This is a genomic window from Sphingomonas sp. R86520 (genome assembly GCF_042466285.1).
Classification (GTDB): domain Bacteria; phylum Pseudomonadota; class Alphaproteobacteria; order Sphingomonadales; family Sphingomonadaceae; genus Sphingomonas.
Window position 1 is genome coordinate 2,302,898 of record NZ_JAXHBZ010000001.1, and the last position, 18,836, is coordinate 2,321,733.

Genomic DNA, 18,836 nt, shown 5'->3' on the forward strand with positions numbered 1-18,836 from the left:
GCCTTCATCGCAGCCGCACCCAGGTTGGCGCGTGATCGCTGGCCTTCTCGCGGCCGCGGTACGCCTTGTCGACGCCGGCATCGATCATGCGGTCGGCGGCTTGCGGGCTGAGCAGCAGGTGATCGATGCGGAACCCGGTGTCGCGCTGCCACGCACCGGCCTGATAATCCCAGAACGTCCACACACCGCCCTTTGGGAACTGCGTGCGAAGTGCATCGGTCCAGCCTTGCGCGACCAGTGCGCGGTAATGCTCGCGGCTTTCGGGCTGCATCAGCGCATCGTCCTGCATAGCGCGGACGGAATAGGTGTCGTCGTCATTGGCGATGACATTGTAATCGCCCGCCAATACCACCGGCACTTCCTCGGCGAGCAGGACGCGCGCGCGGGTCGCGAGGCGGTCCATCCAGCGGAGTTTATAGTCGAACTTAGGCCCCGGCTGCGGATTGCCATTGGGCAGGTAGAGCGCGGCGACGATCAGGCCGTCGACGTTCGCCTCGATGTAGCGGCTGTGCTCGTCCTCGGGTTCGCCTTCGAGTCCGCGCTGGCGCACTTCGGGCGTGCGACCCTTGGCGAGGATCGCGACGCCGTTCCAAGCCTTCTGACCGTGCCACACCGCCCCATAGCCGACCGCCTCGATATCGGCGATCGGGAAGGTCTCGTCGCTCGACTTCAGCTCCTGGAGACAGACGATGTCGGGCTGTTCTTCGGTGAGATATTCGATCAGGCGGGGCAGTCGCGCCTTGATGCCGTTGACGTTGTACGTGACGATTTTCATGCCCGTCACACCGAGAAGCTGGAGCCGCAGCCGCAGCCGGAGGCCGCGTTCGGGTTCTCGACGCGGAAGGCGGCACCCGACAGCGACTCGACATAATCAACCGCGCATCCGCGAACCAGATCGATGCTGACGCTGTCGACGACCAGACGGACGCCATCGGTTTCAGCGATCACGTCGTCGCTTTCGGCGATATCGGCGAACCCGAACTTGTACTGAAAGCCTGAACAGCCCCCGCCGTCGACCGAAAGCCGGAGGATCGCCGGCTTCCCCTGCTTGGCGGCGATTGCTGCGACGCGTGCCGCAGCGGAGGGGGTAAGGATGATGTCTTGAACCAGCGTTGCCATCCAGCGGAGATAGGGGGTTGCGCTATCCGCGGCAACCTCAGGCTATCCGTCCTGTACCGGCCTTGTCGAACGCGGAAGCGCCCGATCCGCGGCCACCGCAACACTCATTATCCCAGCGAAAGCTGGCATTCCATGATGTTGATCTGTCCCCGCGGAGGGAGATCCCAGCTTTCGCTGGGATGACGGGGATATGTAGAGGCGTTCATCCCGTGCGCGTTCCGCTTCTGCAAGGATGACGAAGAGCGACCTATACTGTCGTATAGATTGCCCCTGCGATCAGTCCTGCGCGGCGGGACCGCTCGTCGAGACGGGGATCGCATTGACCGAGCGGTCCTGTGCGGCGAGCAGATAGTCTGCCGTCGTCAGGAACGGGATCGGGTTGACGGCGTGGCCGTCGATACGGACTTCATAGTGAAGATGCGAACCGGTCGAGCGGCCGGTCGAGCCCATCAGCGCGATCAGCTGACCACGCGTCACGTGAGCATTGTCGGCGACGAGGATGCGGGAAAGGTGACCGTAGCGGGTCGCGATGCCCTTGCCGTGGCTGATCTCGACCATGTTGCCGTAGCCGCCCAGCCGACCCGCGTGCGCGATGATGCCGTCGGCAGTGGCGTAGATCGGCGTACCGATCGGGCCGGGAATGTCAACGCCGGCGTGCATTGCAGCGGTGCCGCGGAACGGATCGGAGCGGATCCCGAAATTGCTCGTGAACGAAAGAGCATGCACGGGTTGAACCGACGGAATTGCAATCACGCCCTGCTGAGTCGCGTCGAGCTTCTTCCAGGTCTGGAACAGCGTCCGGAACTGCGCGTCGGCACGAAGATCAGCGGTGGCCTCTTCCGCATTGGCGGCGATCATAGGACCACCCATGCTGCTGGTATGAACGGCTGTGACCGGTGCGGCGTCGGCAGGTGCCGTACCATGCGCCTCCGCCGTCGTGCCGTGGCCAGCGAAGCCGAGGGTAATAGCGCCGATCGCCGCCAGGGCCGCATGACGCGTGGCGATAACGCCGATGTGAGAAAGCGAACTGGATTTACGCGTCGCGAACACACCCTTGAGGCGCGTCACGATGGCTGCAGCGGTAAAATCGACCATTGATCCCCGACAAAAAAATGCAGGGCCGTTCGCCCCCAAGCGGACGGCTCCGAAACTCTGTCCTGACTCGCAGCCCCTCCGCGCACCAGACGATGTAAGTTAGGCCGCATGACACCGCGCGCGGCAAGAGGCGCAGCGTGATCGCGCGGCGGAGCGGCAGGTTGATACGGCGAGTTGATGCCCAAACGCGGGAACGATGACGCGTTGAGGTGAACGGCCAAGAATTCCGGGAGGTTGCGCGGCGGCGATCAGAGAAGCGTTGCGGCAGCCAGAACCGCCTCGGCATGGCCGCTGACACGCACTTTCCGCCAGACCTTCGCCAGGCGGCCATCCGCGCCGAACAGGAACGTCGCGCGTTCGATGCCCATGTATTTGCGACCGTACATCGCCTTCTCGACCCAAACGCCGAACGCTTCGCAGACCGTGCCGTCGACGTCGCTGGCGAGCCGAACGGTCAGCGCGTGCTTGGCAGCGAACTTGGCATGGGCCGCCGGGGTATCCCTGGAGACGCCGACGACCGCAACGCCAAGCCGTGCGAAGTCGGCCGCAAGTGCCGTGAAGTCCTTCGCCTCCGTGGTGCAACCGGCGGTGTCGTCCTTCGGGTAGAAATACACCACCAGCGGCACGCCGAGGCCGGCGAGCGGGACGGCAGCGTCATCGATCGTCACCGCCACGTCGGGGATCGTCATACCTTCATTCATCCCGCTCTCCCGTCACGCCTGCCCAGAACCGGCGGACCTCCTGCCGGGTCGACTCCAGCGTGGCAAGGACGGCCGGCCAATCGGCGACGCCGATCGCGCGCGCGATAAGGTCCTCGGTTGCGTGCCCCGGTGGCGTGGCATCCGGCGCGACCAGTCGCAGCGTGACCAGCAGTCGCGTCAGCACGTCGTGCGCGGTCCGCATCGGTGGCGGCACGAGACCCATCTCCACCAATGCGGCGATCGCTGTGCCCAGGTTCGGGTCCAGGCCCGCCCGATGGGTCAACTGAACGACGTGAACCGCGAATTCGACATCGACGAGGCCACCGGGCAGCAGCTTGGCGTCCAGCGGTCCCTTTGGCGGTTTGTGCGCGGCCATCTCCGCCCGCATCGACCGCGCCTCGCTGACGATATCCCGTACCGGTCGGTCGCCTTCCAGGACGTCGCGTACGATCGCGGCCACCGCGTTCCTGGCATCGCGCGACCCGAACACCGGCCGGGCACGCGTCAACGCCATGTGCTCCCAAGTCCAGGCATCCTCGCGCTGATAGCGCGCGAAACTGTCAAGGGTGACGACCAGAGGCCCCTGCCCGCCCGACGGCCTGAGCCGGGTATCGATCTGATAAAGCGGGCCCGCCGCAGTCGCCACCGAGAGCGCCGCCGTCACTCGCTGCGCGAGGCGGTTGTAATAAAGGGTCGCACCGAGTGGCTTCGCACCATCCGATTCGTCAGCGAAATCGCCGGTAAACAGGTAGACCAGATCGAGATCGGACGCGTGCGTTAGCATTGCGCCCCCCATGCGACCGAGCGCGAGGACGACCAGTTCGCTGCCGGGAACACGACCGTGCGCTTTTGCGAACTCAACGATGGTCGCGCGAGCGAGCACGCCGATCGCGGCTTCGGCGACACGGGCATAGCCGGCGGCGACGTCCAGCGGGTCCGATACGCCGGCGACGATCTGCGATCCGAGCGCGAACCGTAGATCGCCAACGACGCGGCGGACATAATCGAGCCGAGCCTGGTAATCGCCGCTGGGCTCGCCCGCCGACATGATCGCTTCGAGCGCCGCGACATCCCCGACCGGTTCGAACGCACTCGCGTCGATCAGCCCGTCGAGCAGATCGGGCCGCCGCCCCAGATCGTCCGCGAGCGTCGGTGCATGACTGAGGATCGCCGCCAGCAGGGTCGCCAAGCCCGGTCGTGCCTCCAGCAGACGGAAGATGTTGATGGCACTCGGCAGGCGCTCGAGCAACGCGTCGAGCCGCAACAAGGCCGCTAGCGGGACCGGCGCCGCCGCGAGCGCGGGAACGAGCGTCGGCAGAACCGCCTCCAGTGCCTCGCGCGCGGCGGGGCTGCGAAGCGCCGGGTAGGCCCCGCCCCGCCACGCCTCGATCCGCCGGCGTGCGTTGTCGGGCTCATCGAACCCGGCTTCCGCAAGATCCGCTTCGAGCGTGACAGGATCATGGGAAAACGCAGGTCGGACGGTATCGTCCAGCGCGTCGTAGATTCGACCCGTCGCCGCAACGCGCGGCGCCAGCAACGCGAGCAGTGCCCCCGAATCGTCGAGGCCGTGGAGTCGGGCGACACGGTCAAGCGCATCGCCCGCGGGCAGCGCATGGGTCTGGCGGTCGTCGATCATCTGCACGCGGTGCTCGATCGTCCGCAGCACCGTGTAGCCATCGATCAGCGCCGACGATTCCTCCGTGCCGATCCAGCCGGCCTCTGCCAGCCGCGCGAGCGCGTCGCGGGTCGCGGGAGCCCGAAGGACGGGATCCCTGCCGCCGTGGATCAACTGGTGGATCTGCGCGAAGAACTCGGCCTCGCGGATACCGCCGCGGCCTCGTTTCAGGTCATAGCCCGGACCGAACGCCTGTCCTCGCGAATGATGGTCGCGGATCCGCGCGGAGATGCCGCGGATTTCGCCGATCGCACCGAAATCCAGCGCGCGGCGCCAGACGAACGGCCGGATCGTGTCGAGGAACCGCTGGCCGAGCGCGATATCGCCTGCCGCCGCCCTTGCCCGAATGAACGCGGCCCGTTCCCATGGCAGTGCCTGCGCCTCGTAATAGCTGATCGCAGCCTCGACCGGCAGCGCGATCGGGGTGATCTCGGGCGATGGCCGCAGCCTCAGGTCGACCCTCAGGACATAGCCGTCGCCGTCGCGGGCCTGGAGCAGTTCGACGACGCGCTTGCCGATCCGCACCGCGGCCTGTTCCGGATCCTCGCGCGGGCGGCACGGTACCGTCGCTGGATCAAAGAGCAGGATCGGATCGATATCCGATGAGTAATTGAGTTCACAGCTGCCTTGCTTGCCCAGCGCGATCGCGGTGAAGCCGATCGGCTCGGCACCCGGTGTCCGTTCTTCGATCGCGGTTCGGATTGCGGTATCGAGCGCGTAGTCCGCAAATCGCGTCAATGCGCCGGTTACGGCGGTGAGATCGAGGATGCCTGCAAGATCGCCGATCGCGACGTTCAACGCGATGGCACGACGCTCCAGCCGAAGACGCTTTGCGACCGGCATGTCCGGTTCGCTGCTGGAGGCGCCCAGTTCGAGATGCCCTGCGGTCAGCCGTGCGGCGAGAACAGGCTCGCGGTCGAGCGCAAGAGATAGAAACGGTGACCAAAGACGAGCCCGTTCGACCGCGTCGTTTATCGCACGTTCATCCGTATTAACGACCATCATCCAATACTATACCGACCGTTTACACGGTGTCACGGGATAGCAACAAAATCGCGAAATGATCGTTATAGTTGCCATGACCTACGCATCTCTAACCATCAAACGCGAAACGAGCGGCCAAATAGTCGTCGGACGGCCAAATGCAAGTGACAGTATTGGACATGCTTTGCGCAGCGCATTCACAGACTCACCGTCGGTACCCGATGAAATGGCGCAAATGCTCCGCAGACTTGATGCAATGTCGCACCGTCTGAACTGAGATCGGCGCCCAAGACGGTACGGCAAAACCGTTAACCGTCCTCAACGACCCCGACTGAGTTCTTCCACGTCACCCATGATCGAATCGAGCGCTGTCTTGCTCGTATCGGTCTCATGGTCGCGACGCGATGGCAACGACCCGTCACTCAGGATGGTCTCGAGCGCGACACGGCCACGCGCAACCCGGCTCTTGATGGTACCGACCGCAACGTTGCAGATCTCGGCCGCCTCCTCATACGCGAAACCACCTGCGCCGACGAGGATCAGGGCTTCGCGCTGAGGCTGGGGGAGATGCATCAGAGCGCGCTGCATGTCGCCCAGCTCGACGTGACGATCCTGGCTAGCAGGTGCTGCAAGGATGCGATCCGCGACCAGATCGTCCCACTCGCCCTTGAAACGGGCGCGACGCATCTGCGACAGATACAGGTTGCGCAGAATGATGAATGTCCACGCACGCATGTTGGTGCCGGCCTGAAACCGCAGCCGTGCCGCCCACGCCTTCAGCAAGGTTTCCTGCACGAGATCATCGGCCAGATCACGGCTGCCCGACAGCGACCGACCGAAGGCACGGAGGTGCGGAATGACCTGCGCCAGCTGAACCTTGAACTCGGCATCCGACAGCGAGACATGCTCGACCGGGACGACGACGTCGTCGATGTCATCCTCGGCGTCGGTACGCGGAGCAGGCTGGGTCATGGTAATCCGATCAATCCCGATAAAAGACTGCCGAGCACAAGCGACAGACATAGACGTACGTCGCGGGGAATGCCAGCGACGCGTCAGGCGATTCTAGTCAGCGAAGGACGAGAAAGCTAAATATAACAATCACCAGCACCAGCGAAATCGCCAGGATGTAGCGGGTCATGTGCGGGGTTGCCCCTGCACGCGCGTCATCGGTTTCGAGATGAATTCGTTCGTTGGGATCAGCCATGACAGGTCAAACTCGCGAAAACCGTTTTGGGTCCGTAACCGTTTCACGATCACGGACCTGATTTGGCGACAGACGGTCAGGCGGCGGGAACCGTCGCCTGGTCGAAGAACAGCGCCTGGCTGATTGCAGCCTTTACCGTCGAACGCTGGAACGGCTTGGTGATCAGGAAGGTGGGCTCGGGACGTTCACCGGTCAGCAACCGCTCGGGGAATGCGGTGATGAAGATCACCGGAACCTCGAACTCGGCGAGAATATCCTTCACGGCATCAATACCAGAGCTGTCGTCGGCGAGTTGAATGTCCGCCAGAACGAGGCCGGGACGGTTTTCCATCGCCAAGGCCACCGCTTCGTCGCGCGTGACTGCAACGCCGGTAACGTCGTGACCCAGATCACGAACGATCGTCTCGATATCCATCGCGATGATCGGCTCGTCCTCGATGATCAGTACCTTAGCGCGCGTCTGGTTCTCGATTTCCGAAAGGGCGTCCGCGACCAGGTCGTCGACTTCGCTCGTCTCGACTTCGATCAGATAGGCGGCATCCTCAGGCGTGAAGCCCTCCATGGCCGTCAGCAGAAGCGCCTGGCGCGACAGCGGAGTCATGCGGGCGAGGCGTGCCCGCGCAACGGCTTCGTGACCCTCGTTATCGGTTGCGCTCTCATCGGCAACTTCGTCGAAATTCGCCGAGTTCCAGATCGCCTGGAACATCCGGTACAGGCCCAGGCGGGGATCGACGTCGCGCGGAAACTCTTCCGGCGCCGCGACGATCGCCTCCAGCGTGGCCCTTACGTATTTATCGCCGTGCATCTGGCTGCCGGTCAGGGCCCGGCCGTAGCGCCGCAAGAAGGGAAGATGCGGTGCAAGTTGCTGTCCAAGAGACATGGGTAACGAATACTCCCTGATCCTACGCGGCCCCTCATGTGTCGGGTGGCTCGCGTCATTGCAATGGTGTCGGTCGAAAATGCCACGCCCCCGCGTGATCACTACCAGTCGCTGGACTTGCCGGCGTCAGGCAGGAATACACGGGGATGCGTATTTTTCGCTCGGACGTGGAACCATCGAGATGCTATTTGGTTTCACGACCATCTTTCGCGAGCGTTCGACACGGTGCCGGTTGGTACCGCGACGCTGGTTGTCACTCGATTGGTTTGCGTCGTGCAGGGGGAAGTTTTGAGTTTGGGCCACGACACGGAGAACACAGTGCCTGCCACGAAGCCCGCCAAGGTTCAGAACAAGGACCAGCAGATGGGTTCGGCATTGCGCTCGGTTTATCAAAAGACCGTGGACGAGGCGATTCCGGACGATCTGCTCGATCTCCTCGGTAAGCTAGACTGACGGCGGGCCGAGTGCCCCTGTCACCGAATGCCGACTTGGTTTCCCCCGACCCGGTTCCTGCGCCTTACCGGAGAATAATTCCGGCGATTGGTCGGCTGACGACCGGTGCGAAGATTTTTCTCATCATCAGCGCAGCGCTGCTGCCGCTTGCCTTGATCGCGGTGTTTGCGACTTTGCAGACGACGCGGCTCGCCGATGCCGAGGCGCGTGCACGCTTGCGCGTTACGGCCGACGAAAGCGCGCGCGCGATCGCGATCGAGCTGGTCGGCGACATGACGGCGCTCAGGGTCGCAGTCACCGCCTTGGGAACCGACCCCTCCGACGCACCGAGTTGCGCACGCGCGCAAGGTGTTTTCGCCCAGCAATCCTCCGCCGGCACCCGTTTTATCATTGCCGACCGGCAAGGCCATGCCCTGTGCGGCATGCCGTTACCCAATCCGGTCGCCCTGCGCGGCTCGGACATGCCGGTCGCGGCCGCGATCGTACCGGGCCGCGGCCTGTTGCTGGCCATCTCCGGTCCGAACGGCAACACGACGGCGCGAGCGTTCTTCCCGCGCGAGTTCCTCGAAGAGGTCGGACGGCCGTCCACCCGTGCGTCGGCATTCAGTAGTGCGATCGTACTCGACGAGGACTCGCTTTACCTCGAGACCATCGCGGACGAGCGCCCGCTCGATCGCATGGAAACGATGCGTACGGATATCGGCGTCGCCGGGCTGGCGTTGCGCACCAGCATCCGCAGCGCGCCGGTAACCTCGTCGCTCATCGTCGCGATGTTGCTTCCCCTGTTGATGTGGATCGCTGCAGCCAGCATTGCCTGGTTCGTCGTCGACCGGTTGCTGATCCGACCGCTACGCCGACTGCGCGGCGCGGTCGCGGCCTTCACCCCCGGCGAGGAACTCGATTTCGGCACGGTCCGGACACTGCCGGCGCAGGAGATTCGGGAATTGGGCGAGACGTTCCAGGCGATCAGCCGTACCGTTGCGCTGCATGAAGCCGGGCTCGCGGAGGGCCTCGTGCGGCAAACCAAGCTGACCCGCGAAGTCCACCACCGGGTAAAGAACAACCTTCAGGTCATTTCGAGCCTGATCAATTTCCATGCCCGCAGCGCCCGCAGCGCAGACGCCACCGCCGCCTATTCCTCGATCCAGCGCCGCGTCGACGCACTTGCGGTCGTGCACCGCAACCATTTTGCGGAGCTCGAGGAGAACCGCGGGCTCAATCTACGCACGATGATCGGCGAACTGTCCGCCAACATCCGGGCCACCGTGTCGGATCGATCGCACGGTCTGGGCATCACGCTCGATATCGACCCCTATCTCGTCAATCAGGACGTGGCCGTGGCCCTGGCGTTTCTGGTCACCGAAACGATCGAACTGGCGATGAGCTGCGATCCCGCCGCCCAGATCCGCATCGTCGTGAAGCCGGCGGACAAGCTGGTCGACAAGCCCGATCGCGCGCTGCTCCGTGTAGTGTCCCGCGCACTGGTCGAAAGCGACACGTTCCGCGAGGCCTTGTCGCGCTATGGTCGGGTCATGGAAGGCCTTTCGCGCCAGCTGCGGTCGCCATTGCACCATGATCCGCTGGTTGGCGCCTATGAGATTGCGTTTGCGATTACCGGTCGAGACTAGAGAGTTTCTGCGGGCGAGAACGCCGGCCTACTGCAAAATAAGCTTTTTGTAGATAATCGTAAAAAACCGGGAACTCGCTTTGGCAAACGCCGTTCTACACTTCGGATAGCGACATTATGCCCCCCCGCTCTCGCTGTCCAGAACACAGGCCCGGTAGCATCACCCTCCCCCCCGGTGATGCTGCCGGGCCTTTATTCATTACAGCTTTCGATGCGCATGACGGTTCCGCCTACGGAACGAATGACGCGCCCGATCATTGCTGCACGGTGGCATTCAAGCCCTTCTTGAAGGAAGTATTATGCGTAAGTTGGTTGGACTGGCGATTGTGGCCAGCGCTCTGATGGTGTCGGCATGCAACACGATCGAAGGCGCAGGCAAGGACGTGAGCTCGGCAGGCAAGACCGTTGCCAAGACCGCGGACGGCGCCAAGTAAGCCTTTGCGCTTTGAGTAGCGAATGGGGCCCGGTGGATCGACACCGGGCCCCATTTTCGTGTCAGCCTTCGACGATGTCGGTACCGTCGGACTCGCCATCGCGAACCTTGGCCTTCGCCCGGCTGCGCTCGGTGAACCAGATGCCGATCAGCGCGAACTCGTACAGAATGACGAGCGGAATCGCGAGCAACAGCTGAGAGCCGATATCCGGCGGAGTGAGTACCGCGGCAATCGCAAACGCCGCGACGATTGCGTAGCGTCGTGCACCGATCAGCTGCTTGCGCGTCACGATTCCCGCGCGCTCCAGCAGCATCAGAAGGATCGGCAGGAGGAAGGCGAGCCCGAAGCCGAACAGGAACTGCATCGTGAACGACAGATAGTTGCCGATCCCCGGCAGTGCTTCGCGGTGGATGCCGCCGACCATGCCGTCGAACCCGAGCAGGAAGTGCAATGCCATCGGGATCGCGACGTAATAGGCCATGGCCGCGCCGGTCAGGAACAGCACCGGCGTCGCGAGAATGAACGGCAACAGCGCGTTTTTCTCTTTCTTGTACAGGCCGGGTGCGACGAACTGCCACAGCTGGTTGGCGATCACCGGGAACGACAGCATCATCGCCGCGAAGAACGCGACCTTGATCTGGACGAAAAACGCCTCGAAAATCTCGGTATAGATGACCTTGTTCTGACCGGCAGCCAGCAACGGATGGACGAGGAATCCAAAGATATCCTCGGCGAAATACATCGCGATCGCAAACGTCACGACCAGCGCGGCGATGCAATACAGCAATCGCCGCCGCAACTCGATGAGATGGTCGAGCAACGGCGCCCGGCTTGCGTCGATCTCGCTCATGCTCTGCTCTTGGCCTTATTCAGGGCGGTCACGCGTGTCTTGCTCATGAGGACGCTACGTCGGACTTGCCGGCCTTGTCCTCGGGGAGCGGTACGGACGTGTGCACGTCGAGCTTTGCGGGTTCATGCTCGGTTACCGGGCCCGTCGCATCCGAATGGTAGGTCGATCCGGCGGCACCGGGCGCTTCCGCTGCGGCAACTACCGGTTTTTCGACCATCACCGGCTCGGCGGTATGATCTTCGTGATACCCGTCGGTCTCGGGCGAATGCACGACCTGCGCGGAATCGGCATCTGCCGAATCCGCCGGGTTGCCGTCCGTCTGCGGATGCTCGCGCATGATCCGCTCGTTTTCCGACGCCCAGCGCTTTTCCATTTCCTCGAGTTCGGCTTCGCGGACCATCGAATCGAAGCCCGAGCGAAACTGCCGGGCGACGCCGCGCGCCTTGCCGACCCAATAGCCGACGACGCGCATCGCCTTGGGCAGGTCTTTCGGACCGATCACGACGAGCGCGACGAAGGCCACGAGCAAAAACTCGGAGGGCGCGATATCGAACATTCAGCCGCGCCTATCTAAGGTCGTCAAATCTGCCAGCTTCAAGCACAACGGCTTCAAGCAGGACGGTCGTCACGGACGCGATTGCCGTCACGATCAAAAGCAGGATCGGCGGTCTTCTGCGCTTCGATGCGCGCCGACGGCTTGGCCGGCGTCTCGTCGTCATGCTCCGACATGCCCTTCTTGAAGTTCTTTACACCCTTGGCGACGTCGCCCATCAGGTTCGAGAATCGGCCACCGCCGAGAAGAAGGATCGCGACGACCGCGAGGACGAGCAGGTGGATCGGGCTGAAACCGCCCATGGCACTTCTCCTGAAAACTGGACTCTATCTAGGCGTCATCCCGCGTCTTTGCCAGACGTCTCGCCATCTTCGCGATCTTCGAGGCGATCAAAAGCGAGATCGACCGGATCGAGCAACCCGGCAGCACGCAGATCGTCGATTCCCGGCAGGTCGCGGCGGCTCTGCAGCCCGAAATGCGTGAGGAATCCGCCGGTCGTGCCGAACAATAACGGCCGTCCTGGCACTTCACGTCGACCCGCAGGTTTCACCCAGCCCGCCTCCATCAATACGTCCAGCGTACCCTTTGAGATCTGCACACCGCGAATCGCCTCGATTTCCGCCCGCGTCACCGGTTCGTGATAGGCAATGATCGCCAGCGTCTCGATACCGGCGCGGGTGAGTCGGCGCGGCTCCCCGCGATCGCGGCGCAGCATGTGCGCCATGTCCGGCGCGGTCTGGAACTGCCAGCGGTCCCCCCGTCGAACGATCCCGATGCCGCGGCGCGCATAGTCGGTCGTCAGCCGGTCGAGCGCCGCGCGGACATCGCCTACACCGACATGCGCGCGGATTGCTTCGATCGAGAGTGGCGTTTCCGCCGCGAACAGTACGGCCTCGACCGCGCGGGTGAAATCGTCAGCCGGGATCATGCCGTCCTCGCGCGGAGATATAGCGGCGCGAACGGCGATGCCTGGCGCAGTTCGATCTTTCCCTGCCGCGCGAGTTCGAGCGCCGCGACGAAGCTCGACGCGAGTGCAGATCGTCGCAAGCGCTCGCCCTCTTCCAGCATGGCGGCTTCGGGGAGGAAGCTTTCGATCACGCTCCAGTCGATCCGTTCGCCGACCAGCATCGACACCCGCTCCAGCGCAGCCTCCAGCGTCATCACCTCGCGGTCGACGACGACGTGCATCACCGGCCGCGTCCGCGCGGAAATTCGGCCATACGCCGCGATCAGGTCGAATATCTCCGCCTGCCACGCAGCCTTGCGCACGGTCCGCAACCCCTCCGGTGCGCCGCGCCGGAAAACGTCGCGGCCGGTCCGGTCCCGCGCCATCAGCCGGGCGCCGGCCTCGCGCATCGCAGCCAGCCGTTCGAGCCGACGCTGCAGTCGGAGCGCGAGTTCTTCAGGATCGGGCTCGGCGAGCGGGTCGCGGGGCAGCAGCAGCGCCGATTTCAGATATGCCAGCCACGCCGCCATCACGAGATAATCGGCCGCGAGTTCCAGCTTCAATGCTCGCGCGGTCTCGACATAGGCGAGATACTGCTCGACCAGCGCGAGGATCGAGATCTTCCGCAGATCCACCTTCTGCCCGCGCGCGAGCGACAGCAGCAGATCGAGCGGGCCTTCCCACCCATCGAGGTCCAGCGTCAGTTGGGCGTCGTCCATCGGCGGACGCTACAGCATCGGGCGGAACGGGACATCCGAGTTATCAGTATGGACTGCCCGCGAGATGACGGTAACGGTTCGTGGAAGCGAAACTTTGACGCATGCGGTTGCTGCATCGGTATTTTGCATACCGAAAGTGTTTGGACCGTCGCACTCTTCGACGATGCCAAAGCCATGAACTTTATCATGCGCCGTTGTTGCCAATCTTTATTGCACAGGCGCTGCGCGTCGGTTGGTCGGCGGCGACTTCGTGGACGCTATGCACGCGCCAGCAAGGCGTCGCGGGTGGCTATCAGCTCGTCAAAATCGCCCTTTGCGCTGCCGACCGACGCCATCGCCCGGTCGAGCCGCGTGCGCGAGGCTTCGGAGATTTCGCCGAGGCGGCCGGCTATCTCGACCATCTCATCCATGCGAGCCCAACAGTCGAGCACTAGGTCGCAGCCTGCGGCGATCGCGCCGGCCGCCTTGTCGCCGGCGGTGCCGGACAGCGCTTTCATGTCGATGTCGTCGGTCATCAACAGGCCGTCGAAGCCGATGCGCTCGCGGATGATGCGCTCGATCACGGTCGGCGAGAGCGTTGCGGGGCGGTCGGAGTCCCAGGCGTCGAACACGATGTGCGAGGTCATGCCCATCGGCGCCTGGTTGAGCGTGCGGAAGGGTTCGAGGTCTATCTCGAGCTCCGCGTCGGTCGCGGTGACGGTCGGGAGGTGATGGTGCGTGTCTACGCGCGCACGGCCGTGGCCTGGCATGTGCTTCACCACGCCGACAACGCCGCCTTCGGCCAGTCCTTCCAGGGTCGCCCGCCCGAGCGCCGCTACCCGCATCGGGTCCGAGCCGAACGTGCGTGACGCGACGGCCTCCGTCGTATCGGGTTGCGACACGTCGAGCAGCGGCAGGCAATCGACGGTGATGCCGACTTCACTGAGCATCACGCCGAGCGCCTGCGCGTTGGCCCGCGCAGCCTGGATCGCGGTCATCGGCGCGCGCTCATAGGCCGCGTCGAACACCGGACCTGCTGGGAACGCCGGCCATTCCGGTGGGCCCATGCGGGCGACACGTCCCCCCTCCTGGTCGATCAGGATCGCGAGGTCTTCGCGGCCGGCGAGCGCGCGGAGCGAATCCGTCAGGGCGCGGACCTGCGTGCGGTCGACGACGTTGCGCTTGAAGAGGATATAGCCGGCGGGCTCGCATTCGGCGAAGAACGCGCGTTCGGCGGGGGTGAGGACGGGGCCGGACAGGCCGAAGATGACGGGCTTCATGACAGGGTCCTAAACCGAAACGCCTCCCTTACCGTTCGCTCTGCGCGAAGTCGAAGGGCGGGTTCGACATAAAGGTCACCTCCCCGGCGAAGGCCGGGGCCAGTTGGGAGACGGAAGTAACGATGGACGGTCCTGCGTTACGACAGCTTTTCCACCTGGACCCCGGCCTGCGCCGGGGGGAGGTGCTCGCTGGTAGGCTGAATACCCAACGATATCCGACGATATTCCTCAATAATCCTTCGACACGCGGACGTTGGCACTCTGGCGGCCAAGCGTGGAGATGCTCGACAGCAGCGACAGCCAACGGGTGACCTGGAACTCGACCTGCGTTGCCGAATAGCCCTGACCATCGGTGACGATCTCCGCATACAAGCGGCGCGTGACGTATTTGCCCGCCGCGATCGAGGTCCCCTGCCCGGTCTGCGGATCGGCGGGAAGTATGCGCAGGCGGTCAAGACCAGCCGCGCGACGGACCGCGTTGATCGGGTTGAGACCGCTGCCGCCGCCCTGCAATGCCGCGACCGCCGCTGCCAGTTGCAACGCCTCGGGCGCGGACAGATTGGTGATCGAGGTGCCGAACAGCAGCCGCGAGAGGAGTTCATCCTCGGGCAGTGCGGGCGTGCTGGTGAAGCTGATCTCGGGCTTCAGCGCATAGCCGGTCACGCGGATCGAGGCGCTGAGACCGGTCGAATCCGCGTTCGCCTCGATATCCAGCGCCGGGTTGGCCGGGACCTGTCCGTCGAAGCGGATGATGCCGCGTGCCAGCTCGAACTTGCGCCCGGCAAACTCGTAATCGCCGCGGATCAGCGTCGCCCGGCCGGTGATCGCCGGGTTCTCGGGCTGGCCGGCGATCTGGAGATTGGCGGACCATTCGCTGCTGAGACCGAGGCCGCTGACCATCACCTGGTTCGGCGCGCGGGCCTTGATCGCCAGCGTCCAGGGCTTGGTGGGGGCGATGACCTCCTCACCCCCCTCGGGCAGGTTGATCTCGCGGATGTTGAGCTGTGGCACGGCGCTGGCGGCGGTCGCCTGGCCTAGGCGGTAGCGGCTCTTGTCGAGCACGACGTCGCCCGCGATCGTGCCGCCCGCGCCGTTCGACCTGAACGTCAGCGGTCCGGTGACGGTGGCGCCGATATCGTCGCGGTTGATCATCACGGCCTTGTCGGCCTGGAGCTTGAGGTCGAGTCCGATCCCGGCTGCGGCGGCGAATTCGAACCGGCCCACGCCGGTGACGCGCCCGCCCTTGCCTGCGTCCGCGCCGAACCGGTCGATCACGAGGCGCGAGCCGCCGAACCGGCCGGTCGCCTGGACGTTGGTGAGGACTGTGCCGGTGGTGGCGCTCTCGATCCGCGCGCCGTTCGCCTGGACCACGCCGCGGATCGTCGGGTTGGCGAGCGTGCCGGTGACGTCCGCGCCGATCGCGACGGGGCCGGACAGGTCGAACAGCTCGACTCCGGTGAGGCGCCAGAGCGTGTCGGCCGGGCCGCTGTAGCGGAGCTGCCCGAACAGACGGGCGTTGCTGATGCGCGAGCTTAGGTCGCCTTGGCCCAGTGGCGCGAGTTGGGCTTGGGCGCGGCCGATCGTCTTGCCGGCCGATGCGATGACCGCGCGCAGGCCGAGCTTGTCGGGTGCGAGCACCGCCGCGACGCCGACGTCGATCGGGCGTGACGAGAGGACGAGGCCGGCGCGGGCGAGGCCACGGATCGTGAGGTCGGCCTTGCCGGTCGGCGCGGCGCCGTTGGCGGTGGCGAAGTTGAAGCGGCCCGATGCCGAACCGCTGAGGCCGAGGCCGGGATAGCCGATATCGAGTAGCGCGAGCGGCATCCGCGTCAGGCTGGCGTCGATCGCTGTGGTGGTCGCGGTGAAGCGACCGCCGACCTGCGCCTCGCCGCCGCCGAAGCTGAGTTTGGTCGGGGCGAGGTGCCAGCCGTCGTCCGCCTGGGTGAGGACTGCGGGGGTGAGCAGCTTCAGCGGGCGGCCGTCGAGCGTGCCTTGCGCGGAGATCGCGTAGCTGTTCGCGGTGACCTGCGTGATGCTCTGGATGTCGAACGCGCGGCCGCGCGAGCCGGCGATCGACGCGCGGATCGTGCCGACGCCGCCGCGGAGCGAGGCGGTGCCGTTGAACCGGGCGAGGCTGAGTGCGCCGCGACGCAGGCCTAGGCCGGTGGCGGTCGCCTCGATCGAGGTGCCGGCGGGATCGAGTAGCGTGACGAAATCGAGCTTGCCCTGGCGGAGCGCGATGGTGTCGAGCGTCGCGGCTTTCGCGGCGAGATGGCCTTCGATACGCTGGATCTGCCCGACCGGGCGGAACAGGAGTTCGCCCGAAATACCGCCGCCAGCGACCGCAAGCCGGCCGTTGAAGCCGCCATCGACGACCGCGACGTTGCCGCTTGCGCGCGTGCCTGCCACATCGAGCGCGGCAATGGCGATCGTCGCATCAGCGCCCGGCGGCAACAGGATCGCGCCATTGGTGGTGAACGGCCCGAGGCGCGATCCGCCCGCGGCCGTGAAGGCGAATCCCTGCGGTGTCGGATCGAGATGCGCGCGGACGTTCGACAGGCCGAGCGTCGCGTTAGGGCTGGCAAAAACGAGATCGAGCGTCGGCTTGTCGATCTGGCCGTCGAGCACGAGTTGCACCGGGCCGTAGGTCTGCTGGCGCCCGCTGCCTTCGAAGTGGAACGTCCCGTCGCGCCGACGATAGCCGTTGCCGGTCAGCCGGATCTGCGGCGCGGTCAGCACCAAGTTCGTGAAGTGCAGGATGCCGTCGGTGGTGCGTTCGAGGTTGGTGGTGATGCGCGGCAAGCCGCCCGCGAGACTGCGGAAGAAGGCGTTGTCGAGGCGGACCATCTGCGCGGTGCCCTGGCCGATGACGCGCGTGCCGTGGCGGTTCGGGCCGGGGACGACGCGCAAGGTCGATTTCACGTCGACGATGCCTAGGCCGGGGATCAGGTAGCGGCCGAGCCCGCCGTTGATGCCGACTTCAAACTGGCCGTTACGCAGGTTGACGATCAGGTTGATGCTGCCGGTAAGCTTGTCGGAGCGCAGGCGGAGCGCATCCCCGGTCAGCAAAATCGGGGTCACGCGGAGCTGGCCGTCGACGGTCAGATTGCGCAGGATGCCGCCGGCGACATTGCCGACACCGGTCACGCGCGCGGCGGTGAAGCGGATCGGGACGGTCACGGGGGCGGCGGACAGGCGCCCCTTGCCGGCGGCGTGCGCGTTCTCGAAACCGGTGTCGTCGAAGGCGAAGCGGCTTGCGTCGAGGCGGTAGTCGAACGCCGCGGTGGCGAACGGACCGTCGAGGATCGCGCGGAGTTCGACGACGTTGCCGCTCATGTTGTCGAACAGCGCGGACGGCCGGAGCAGCCGCACCTTGATCCGCACGTCGCGGTAGGCGTTCGCGCCGAGATCGACGATGCCGGTCGTGTCGATCGCCAGCGCGGGCGTGCGAAGCGAGAGTTGGCCTTCGAGGCGGCGATTGGCGAACCCGGCGGTGCCATTGACTAGGATGCGCGGCGTCGTCAGCCGTTGCAACCTGCCGTGAAGCAACGACGACGGCGCGAGCGTGCCCGACAGCGTGTAGCGCCCGGCGGCCTGCTCCAGCGCGAGATCGACGACGCGCGTCTTACCGATCAGGCCGTTCGCGCGGCCGTTCCACTTCGCCCAGCTGCCGTCGCCGGTCACCGCGAGCGACACGGGGGCCTTCGCTTTGACCATGCGCGCGAGCACGCCGTTCGCTGCGCCCGTTGCCGCGACGTCGATGTCGAAACGGTCGCGGGCGGGCTCGGCGTCGATCCGGAGCTTCAGGTCGTCGCTGCCGGCTACGCGCGCCTTCAGGTCGACCAGCGCTCGGCCGGAGCGGATGTCCGCGCGCCCTTCGAGCGTACCGATCCGCTCGGTCCCGAGGACGCGCCTCGCCAGCGTCAGCCGGCCGACCGAGAGCTTGCCGATATGGATGTCGAAATCGGGCAGGATCGGACCGCGCGTCTTCGACGGCCGAGTGCGCGGCGTGTGCGTCAGGATCGCGCGATCGACGATCAGCCGCTGGATCTCCAGCCGGTTCGAGAACCAGTCGAACGGCGTCCAGTCGAGTGTCACGTTCGGCGCCTGGAAGACGAGCCCGTCGAGGTCGTACACGCGGACGTCGATCAGTCGCGTGTCGCCGTAGACCGACCCGTCGATCCGCCCGACCGTGAAGCGCAGGCCGTTCGCGGTCTTGATCGCGGCGATCCGGTCGGCGACGAAGCGATGGCCGATGTCGGTGTCGACGATCAGCAACGCCGCGCCGAGGATCGCGAGCAGCGCCATGACTGCGCTGGCCATCCAGCGCCACC

At 65.2% G+C, this 18,836-nt stretch carries 18 protein-coding genes; 3 read left to right on the plus strand and 15 right to left on the minus strand.

Translation table 11 applies throughout. The annotated features are described in order from the left end of the window. Positions 1 to 4: 4 nt before the first annotated feature. From xth to SJY41_RS10535, 8 genes are all read right to left on the minus strand, one after another. Positions 5 to 775 (minus strand): exodeoxyribonuclease III, encoded by a 771-nt coding sequence (gene xth, locus SJY41_RS10500; protein WP_380781481.1) that lies wholly within the window; start codon positions 773 to 775, stop codon positions 5 to 7. 5 nt (positions 776 to 780) lie between these two features. Beyond that, positions 781 to 1,119, minus strand: a complete 339-nt coding sequence (erpA, locus tag SJY41_RS10505; RefSeq protein ID WP_380781483.1) for an iron-sulfur cluster insertion protein ErpA — start codon at positions 1,117 to 1,119, stop codon at positions 781 to 783. Between the two features lie 276 nt (positions 1,120 to 1,395). Next, positions 1,396 to 2,214, minus strand: coding sequence for a M23 family metallopeptidase (locus SJY41_RS10510; protein ID WP_380781485.1), 819 nt, complete (start codon positions 2,212 to 2,214; stop codon positions 1,396 to 1,398). 248 nt (positions 2,215 to 2,462) lie between these two features. After that, positions 2,463 to 2,915: a peroxiredoxin gene (locus tag SJY41_RS10515; protein WP_380781487.1), complete on the minus strand. Its 453-nt coding sequence runs from the start codon at positions 2,913 to 2,915 to the stop codon at positions 2,463 to 2,465. Next, complete coding sequence (locus SJY41_RS10520; protein WP_380781489.1) at positions 2,908 to 5,592, minus strand: bifunctional [glutamine synthetase] adenylyltransferase/[glutamine synthetase]-adenylyl-L-tyrosine phosphorylase; 2,685 nt, start codon at positions 5,590 to 5,592, stop codon at positions 2,908 to 2,910. The genes SJY41_RS10515 and SJY41_RS10520 overlap by 8 nt, the downstream gene beginning before the upstream one ends. 300 nt (positions 5,593 to 5,892) lie before the next feature. Next, the gene (locus SJY41_RS10525) at positions 5,893 to 6,546 is read right to left on the minus strand and encodes a sigma-70 family RNA polymerase sigma factor (protein ID WP_380781491.1); all 654 of its coding nucleotides are present in this window, start codon (positions 6,544 to 6,546) and stop codon (positions 5,893 to 5,895) included. Between the two features lie 97 nt (positions 6,547 to 6,643). Further along, positions 6,644 to 6,781: a hypothetical protein gene (locus SJY41_RS10530; protein ID WP_380781493.1), complete on the minus strand. Its 138-nt coding sequence runs from the start codon at positions 6,779 to 6,781 to the stop codon at positions 6,644 to 6,646. Positions 6,782 to 6,857: 76 nt separating this feature from the next. Next, a complete protein-coding gene (locus SJY41_RS10535) occupies positions 6,858 to 7,661 on the minus strand; it encodes a response regulator (protein WP_380781495.1) in 804 nt (267 codons plus the stop codon). Between the two features lie 63 nt (positions 7,662 to 7,724). On the opposite strand from SJY41_RS10535, the gene SJY41_RS10540 reads away from it, so the two are divergent. The 3 genes from SJY41_RS10540 (at position 7,725) to SJY41_RS10550 (ending at position 10,175) form a co-directional block, all read left to right on the plus strand. After that, positions 7,725 to 8,114 (plus strand): NepR family anti-sigma factor, encoded by a 390-nt coding sequence (locus tag SJY41_RS10540; protein WP_380781497.1) that lies wholly within the window; start codon positions 7,725 to 7,727, stop codon positions 8,112 to 8,114. A gap of 95 nt (positions 8,115 to 8,209) precedes the next feature. Then, positions 8,210 to 9,742 (plus strand): sensor histidine kinase, encoded by a 1,533-nt coding sequence (locus SJY41_RS10545; RefSeq protein ID WP_380784110.1) that lies wholly within the window; start codon positions 8,210 to 8,212, stop codon positions 9,740 to 9,742. Positions 9,743 to 10,040: 298 nt separating this feature from the next. Then, positions 10,041 to 10,175 carry an entericidin A/B family lipoprotein gene (locus tag SJY41_RS10550; protein ID WP_380781499.1) on the plus strand — a complete coding sequence of 45 codons (135 nt, stop codon included), beginning with the start codon at positions 10,041 to 10,043 and terminating at the stop codon, positions 10,173 to 10,175. 61 nt (positions 10,176 to 10,236) lie between these two features. On the opposite strand, the gene tatC is transcribed toward SJY41_RS10550, so the two are convergent. The 7 genes from tatC to SJY41_RS10585 form a co-directional block, all read right to left on the minus strand. After that, positions 10,237 to 11,025, minus strand: coding sequence for a twin-arginine translocase subunit TatC (gene tatC, locus SJY41_RS10555; RefSeq protein WP_380781501.1), 789 nt, complete (start codon positions 11,023 to 11,025; stop codon positions 10,237 to 10,239). 43 nt (positions 11,026 to 11,068) lie between these two features. Further along, positions 11,069 to 11,581, minus strand: coding sequence for a Sec-independent protein translocase protein TatB (gene tatB, locus SJY41_RS10560; protein WP_380781503.1), 513 nt, complete (start codon positions 11,579 to 11,581; stop codon positions 11,069 to 11,071). Between the two features lie 53 nt (positions 11,582 to 11,634). Further along, positions 11,635 to 11,880 (minus strand): Sec-independent protein translocase subunit TatA, encoded by a 246-nt coding sequence (locus tag SJY41_RS10565; protein ID WP_380781505.1) that lies wholly within the window; start codon positions 11,878 to 11,880, stop codon positions 11,635 to 11,637. 35 nt (positions 11,881 to 11,915) lie between these two features. Continuing rightward, entirely contained in the window at positions 11,916 to 12,506 is a 591-nt protein-coding gene (gene scpB, locus SJY41_RS10570) for an SMC-Scp complex subunit ScpB (protein WP_380781507.1), read from the minus strand. Beyond that, entirely contained in the window at positions 12,503 to 13,243 is a 741-nt protein-coding gene (locus tag SJY41_RS10575) for a segregation and condensation protein A (protein ID WP_380781508.1), read from the minus strand. Before SJY41_RS10575 ends, scpB begins: the two co-directional genes overlap by 4 nt. A 257-nt stretch (positions 13,244 to 13,500) precedes the next feature. Further along, a complete protein-coding gene (locus SJY41_RS10580) occupies positions 13,501 to 14,502 on the minus strand; it encodes a glycoside hydrolase family 3 N-terminal domain-containing protein (protein ID WP_380781510.1) in 1,002 nt (333 codons plus the stop codon). Positions 14,503 to 14,730: 228 nt separating this feature from the next. After that, positions 14,731 to 18,825: a translocation/assembly module TamB domain-containing protein gene (locus SJY41_RS10585; RefSeq protein WP_380784111.1), complete on the minus strand. Its 4,095-nt coding sequence runs from the start codon at positions 18,823 to 18,825 to the stop codon at positions 14,731 to 14,733. Positions 18,826 to 18,836: the final 11 nt, after the last annotated feature.

Excerpts from the sequence above, each read along its gene's own strand:
- xth (WP_380781481.1), bottom strand. The coding sequence starts at position 775 with ATGAAAATCGTCACGTACAACGTCAACGGCATCAAGGCGCGACTGCCC.
- erpA (WP_380781483.1), bottom strand. The coding sequence starts at position 1,119 with ATGGCAACGCTGGTTCAAGACATCATCCTTACCCCCTCCGCTGCGGCA.
- SJY41_RS10510 (WP_380781485.1), bottom strand. The coding sequence starts at position 2,214 with ATGGTCGATTTTACCGCTGCAGCCATCGTGACGCGCCTCAAGGGTGTG.
- SJY41_RS10515 (WP_380781487.1), bottom strand. The coding sequence starts at position 2,915 with ATGAATGAAGGTATGACGATCCCCGACGTGGCGGTGACGATCGATGAC.
- SJY41_RS10520 (WP_380781489.1), bottom strand. The coding sequence starts at position 5,592 with ATGGTCGTTAATACGGATGAACGTGCGATAAACGACGCGGTCGAACGG.
- SJY41_RS10525 (WP_380781491.1), bottom strand. The coding sequence starts at position 6,546 with ATGACCCAGCCTGCTCCGCGTACCGACGCCGAGGATGACATCGACGAC.
- SJY41_RS10530 (WP_380781493.1), bottom strand. The coding sequence starts at position 6,781 with ATGGCTGATCCCAACGAACGAATTCATCTCGAAACCGATGACGCGCGT.
- SJY41_RS10535 (WP_380781495.1), bottom strand. The coding sequence starts at position 7,661 with ATGTCTCTTGGACAGCAACTTGCACCGCATCTTCCCTTCTTGCGGCGC.
- SJY41_RS10540 (WP_380781497.1), top strand. The coding sequence starts at position 7,725 with ATGGTGTCGGTCGAAAATGCCACGCCCCCGCGTGATCACTACCAGTCG.
- SJY41_RS10550 (WP_380781499.1), top strand. The coding sequence starts at position 10,041 with ATGCGTAAGTTGGTTGGACTGGCGATTGTGGCCAGCGCTCTGATGGTG.
- tatC (WP_380781501.1), bottom strand. The coding sequence starts at position 11,025 with ATGAGCGAGATCGACGCAAGCCGGGCGCCGTTGCTCGACCATCTCATC.
- tatB (WP_380781503.1), bottom strand. The coding sequence starts at position 11,581 with ATGTTCGATATCGCGCCCTCCGAGTTTTTGCTCGTGGCCTTCGTCGCG.
- SJY41_RS10565 (WP_380781505.1), bottom strand. The coding sequence starts at position 11,880 with ATGGGCGGTTTCAGCCCGATCCACCTGCTCGTCCTCGCGGTCGTCGCG.
- scpB (WP_380781507.1), bottom strand. The coding sequence starts at position 12,506 with ATGATCCCGGCTGACGATTTCACCCGCGCGGTCGAGGCCGTACTGTTC.
- SJY41_RS10575 (WP_380781508.1), bottom strand. The coding sequence starts at position 13,243 with ATGGACGACGCCCAACTGACGCTGGACCTCGATGGGTGGGAAGGCCCG.
- SJY41_RS10580 (WP_380781510.1), bottom strand. The coding sequence starts at position 14,502 with ATGAAGCCCGTCATCTTCGGCCTGTCCGGCCCCGTCCTCACCCCCGCC.
- SJY41_RS10585 (WP_380784111.1), bottom strand. The coding sequence starts at position 18,825 with ATGGCCAGCGCAGTCATGGCGCTGCTCGCGATCCTCGGCGCGGCGTTG.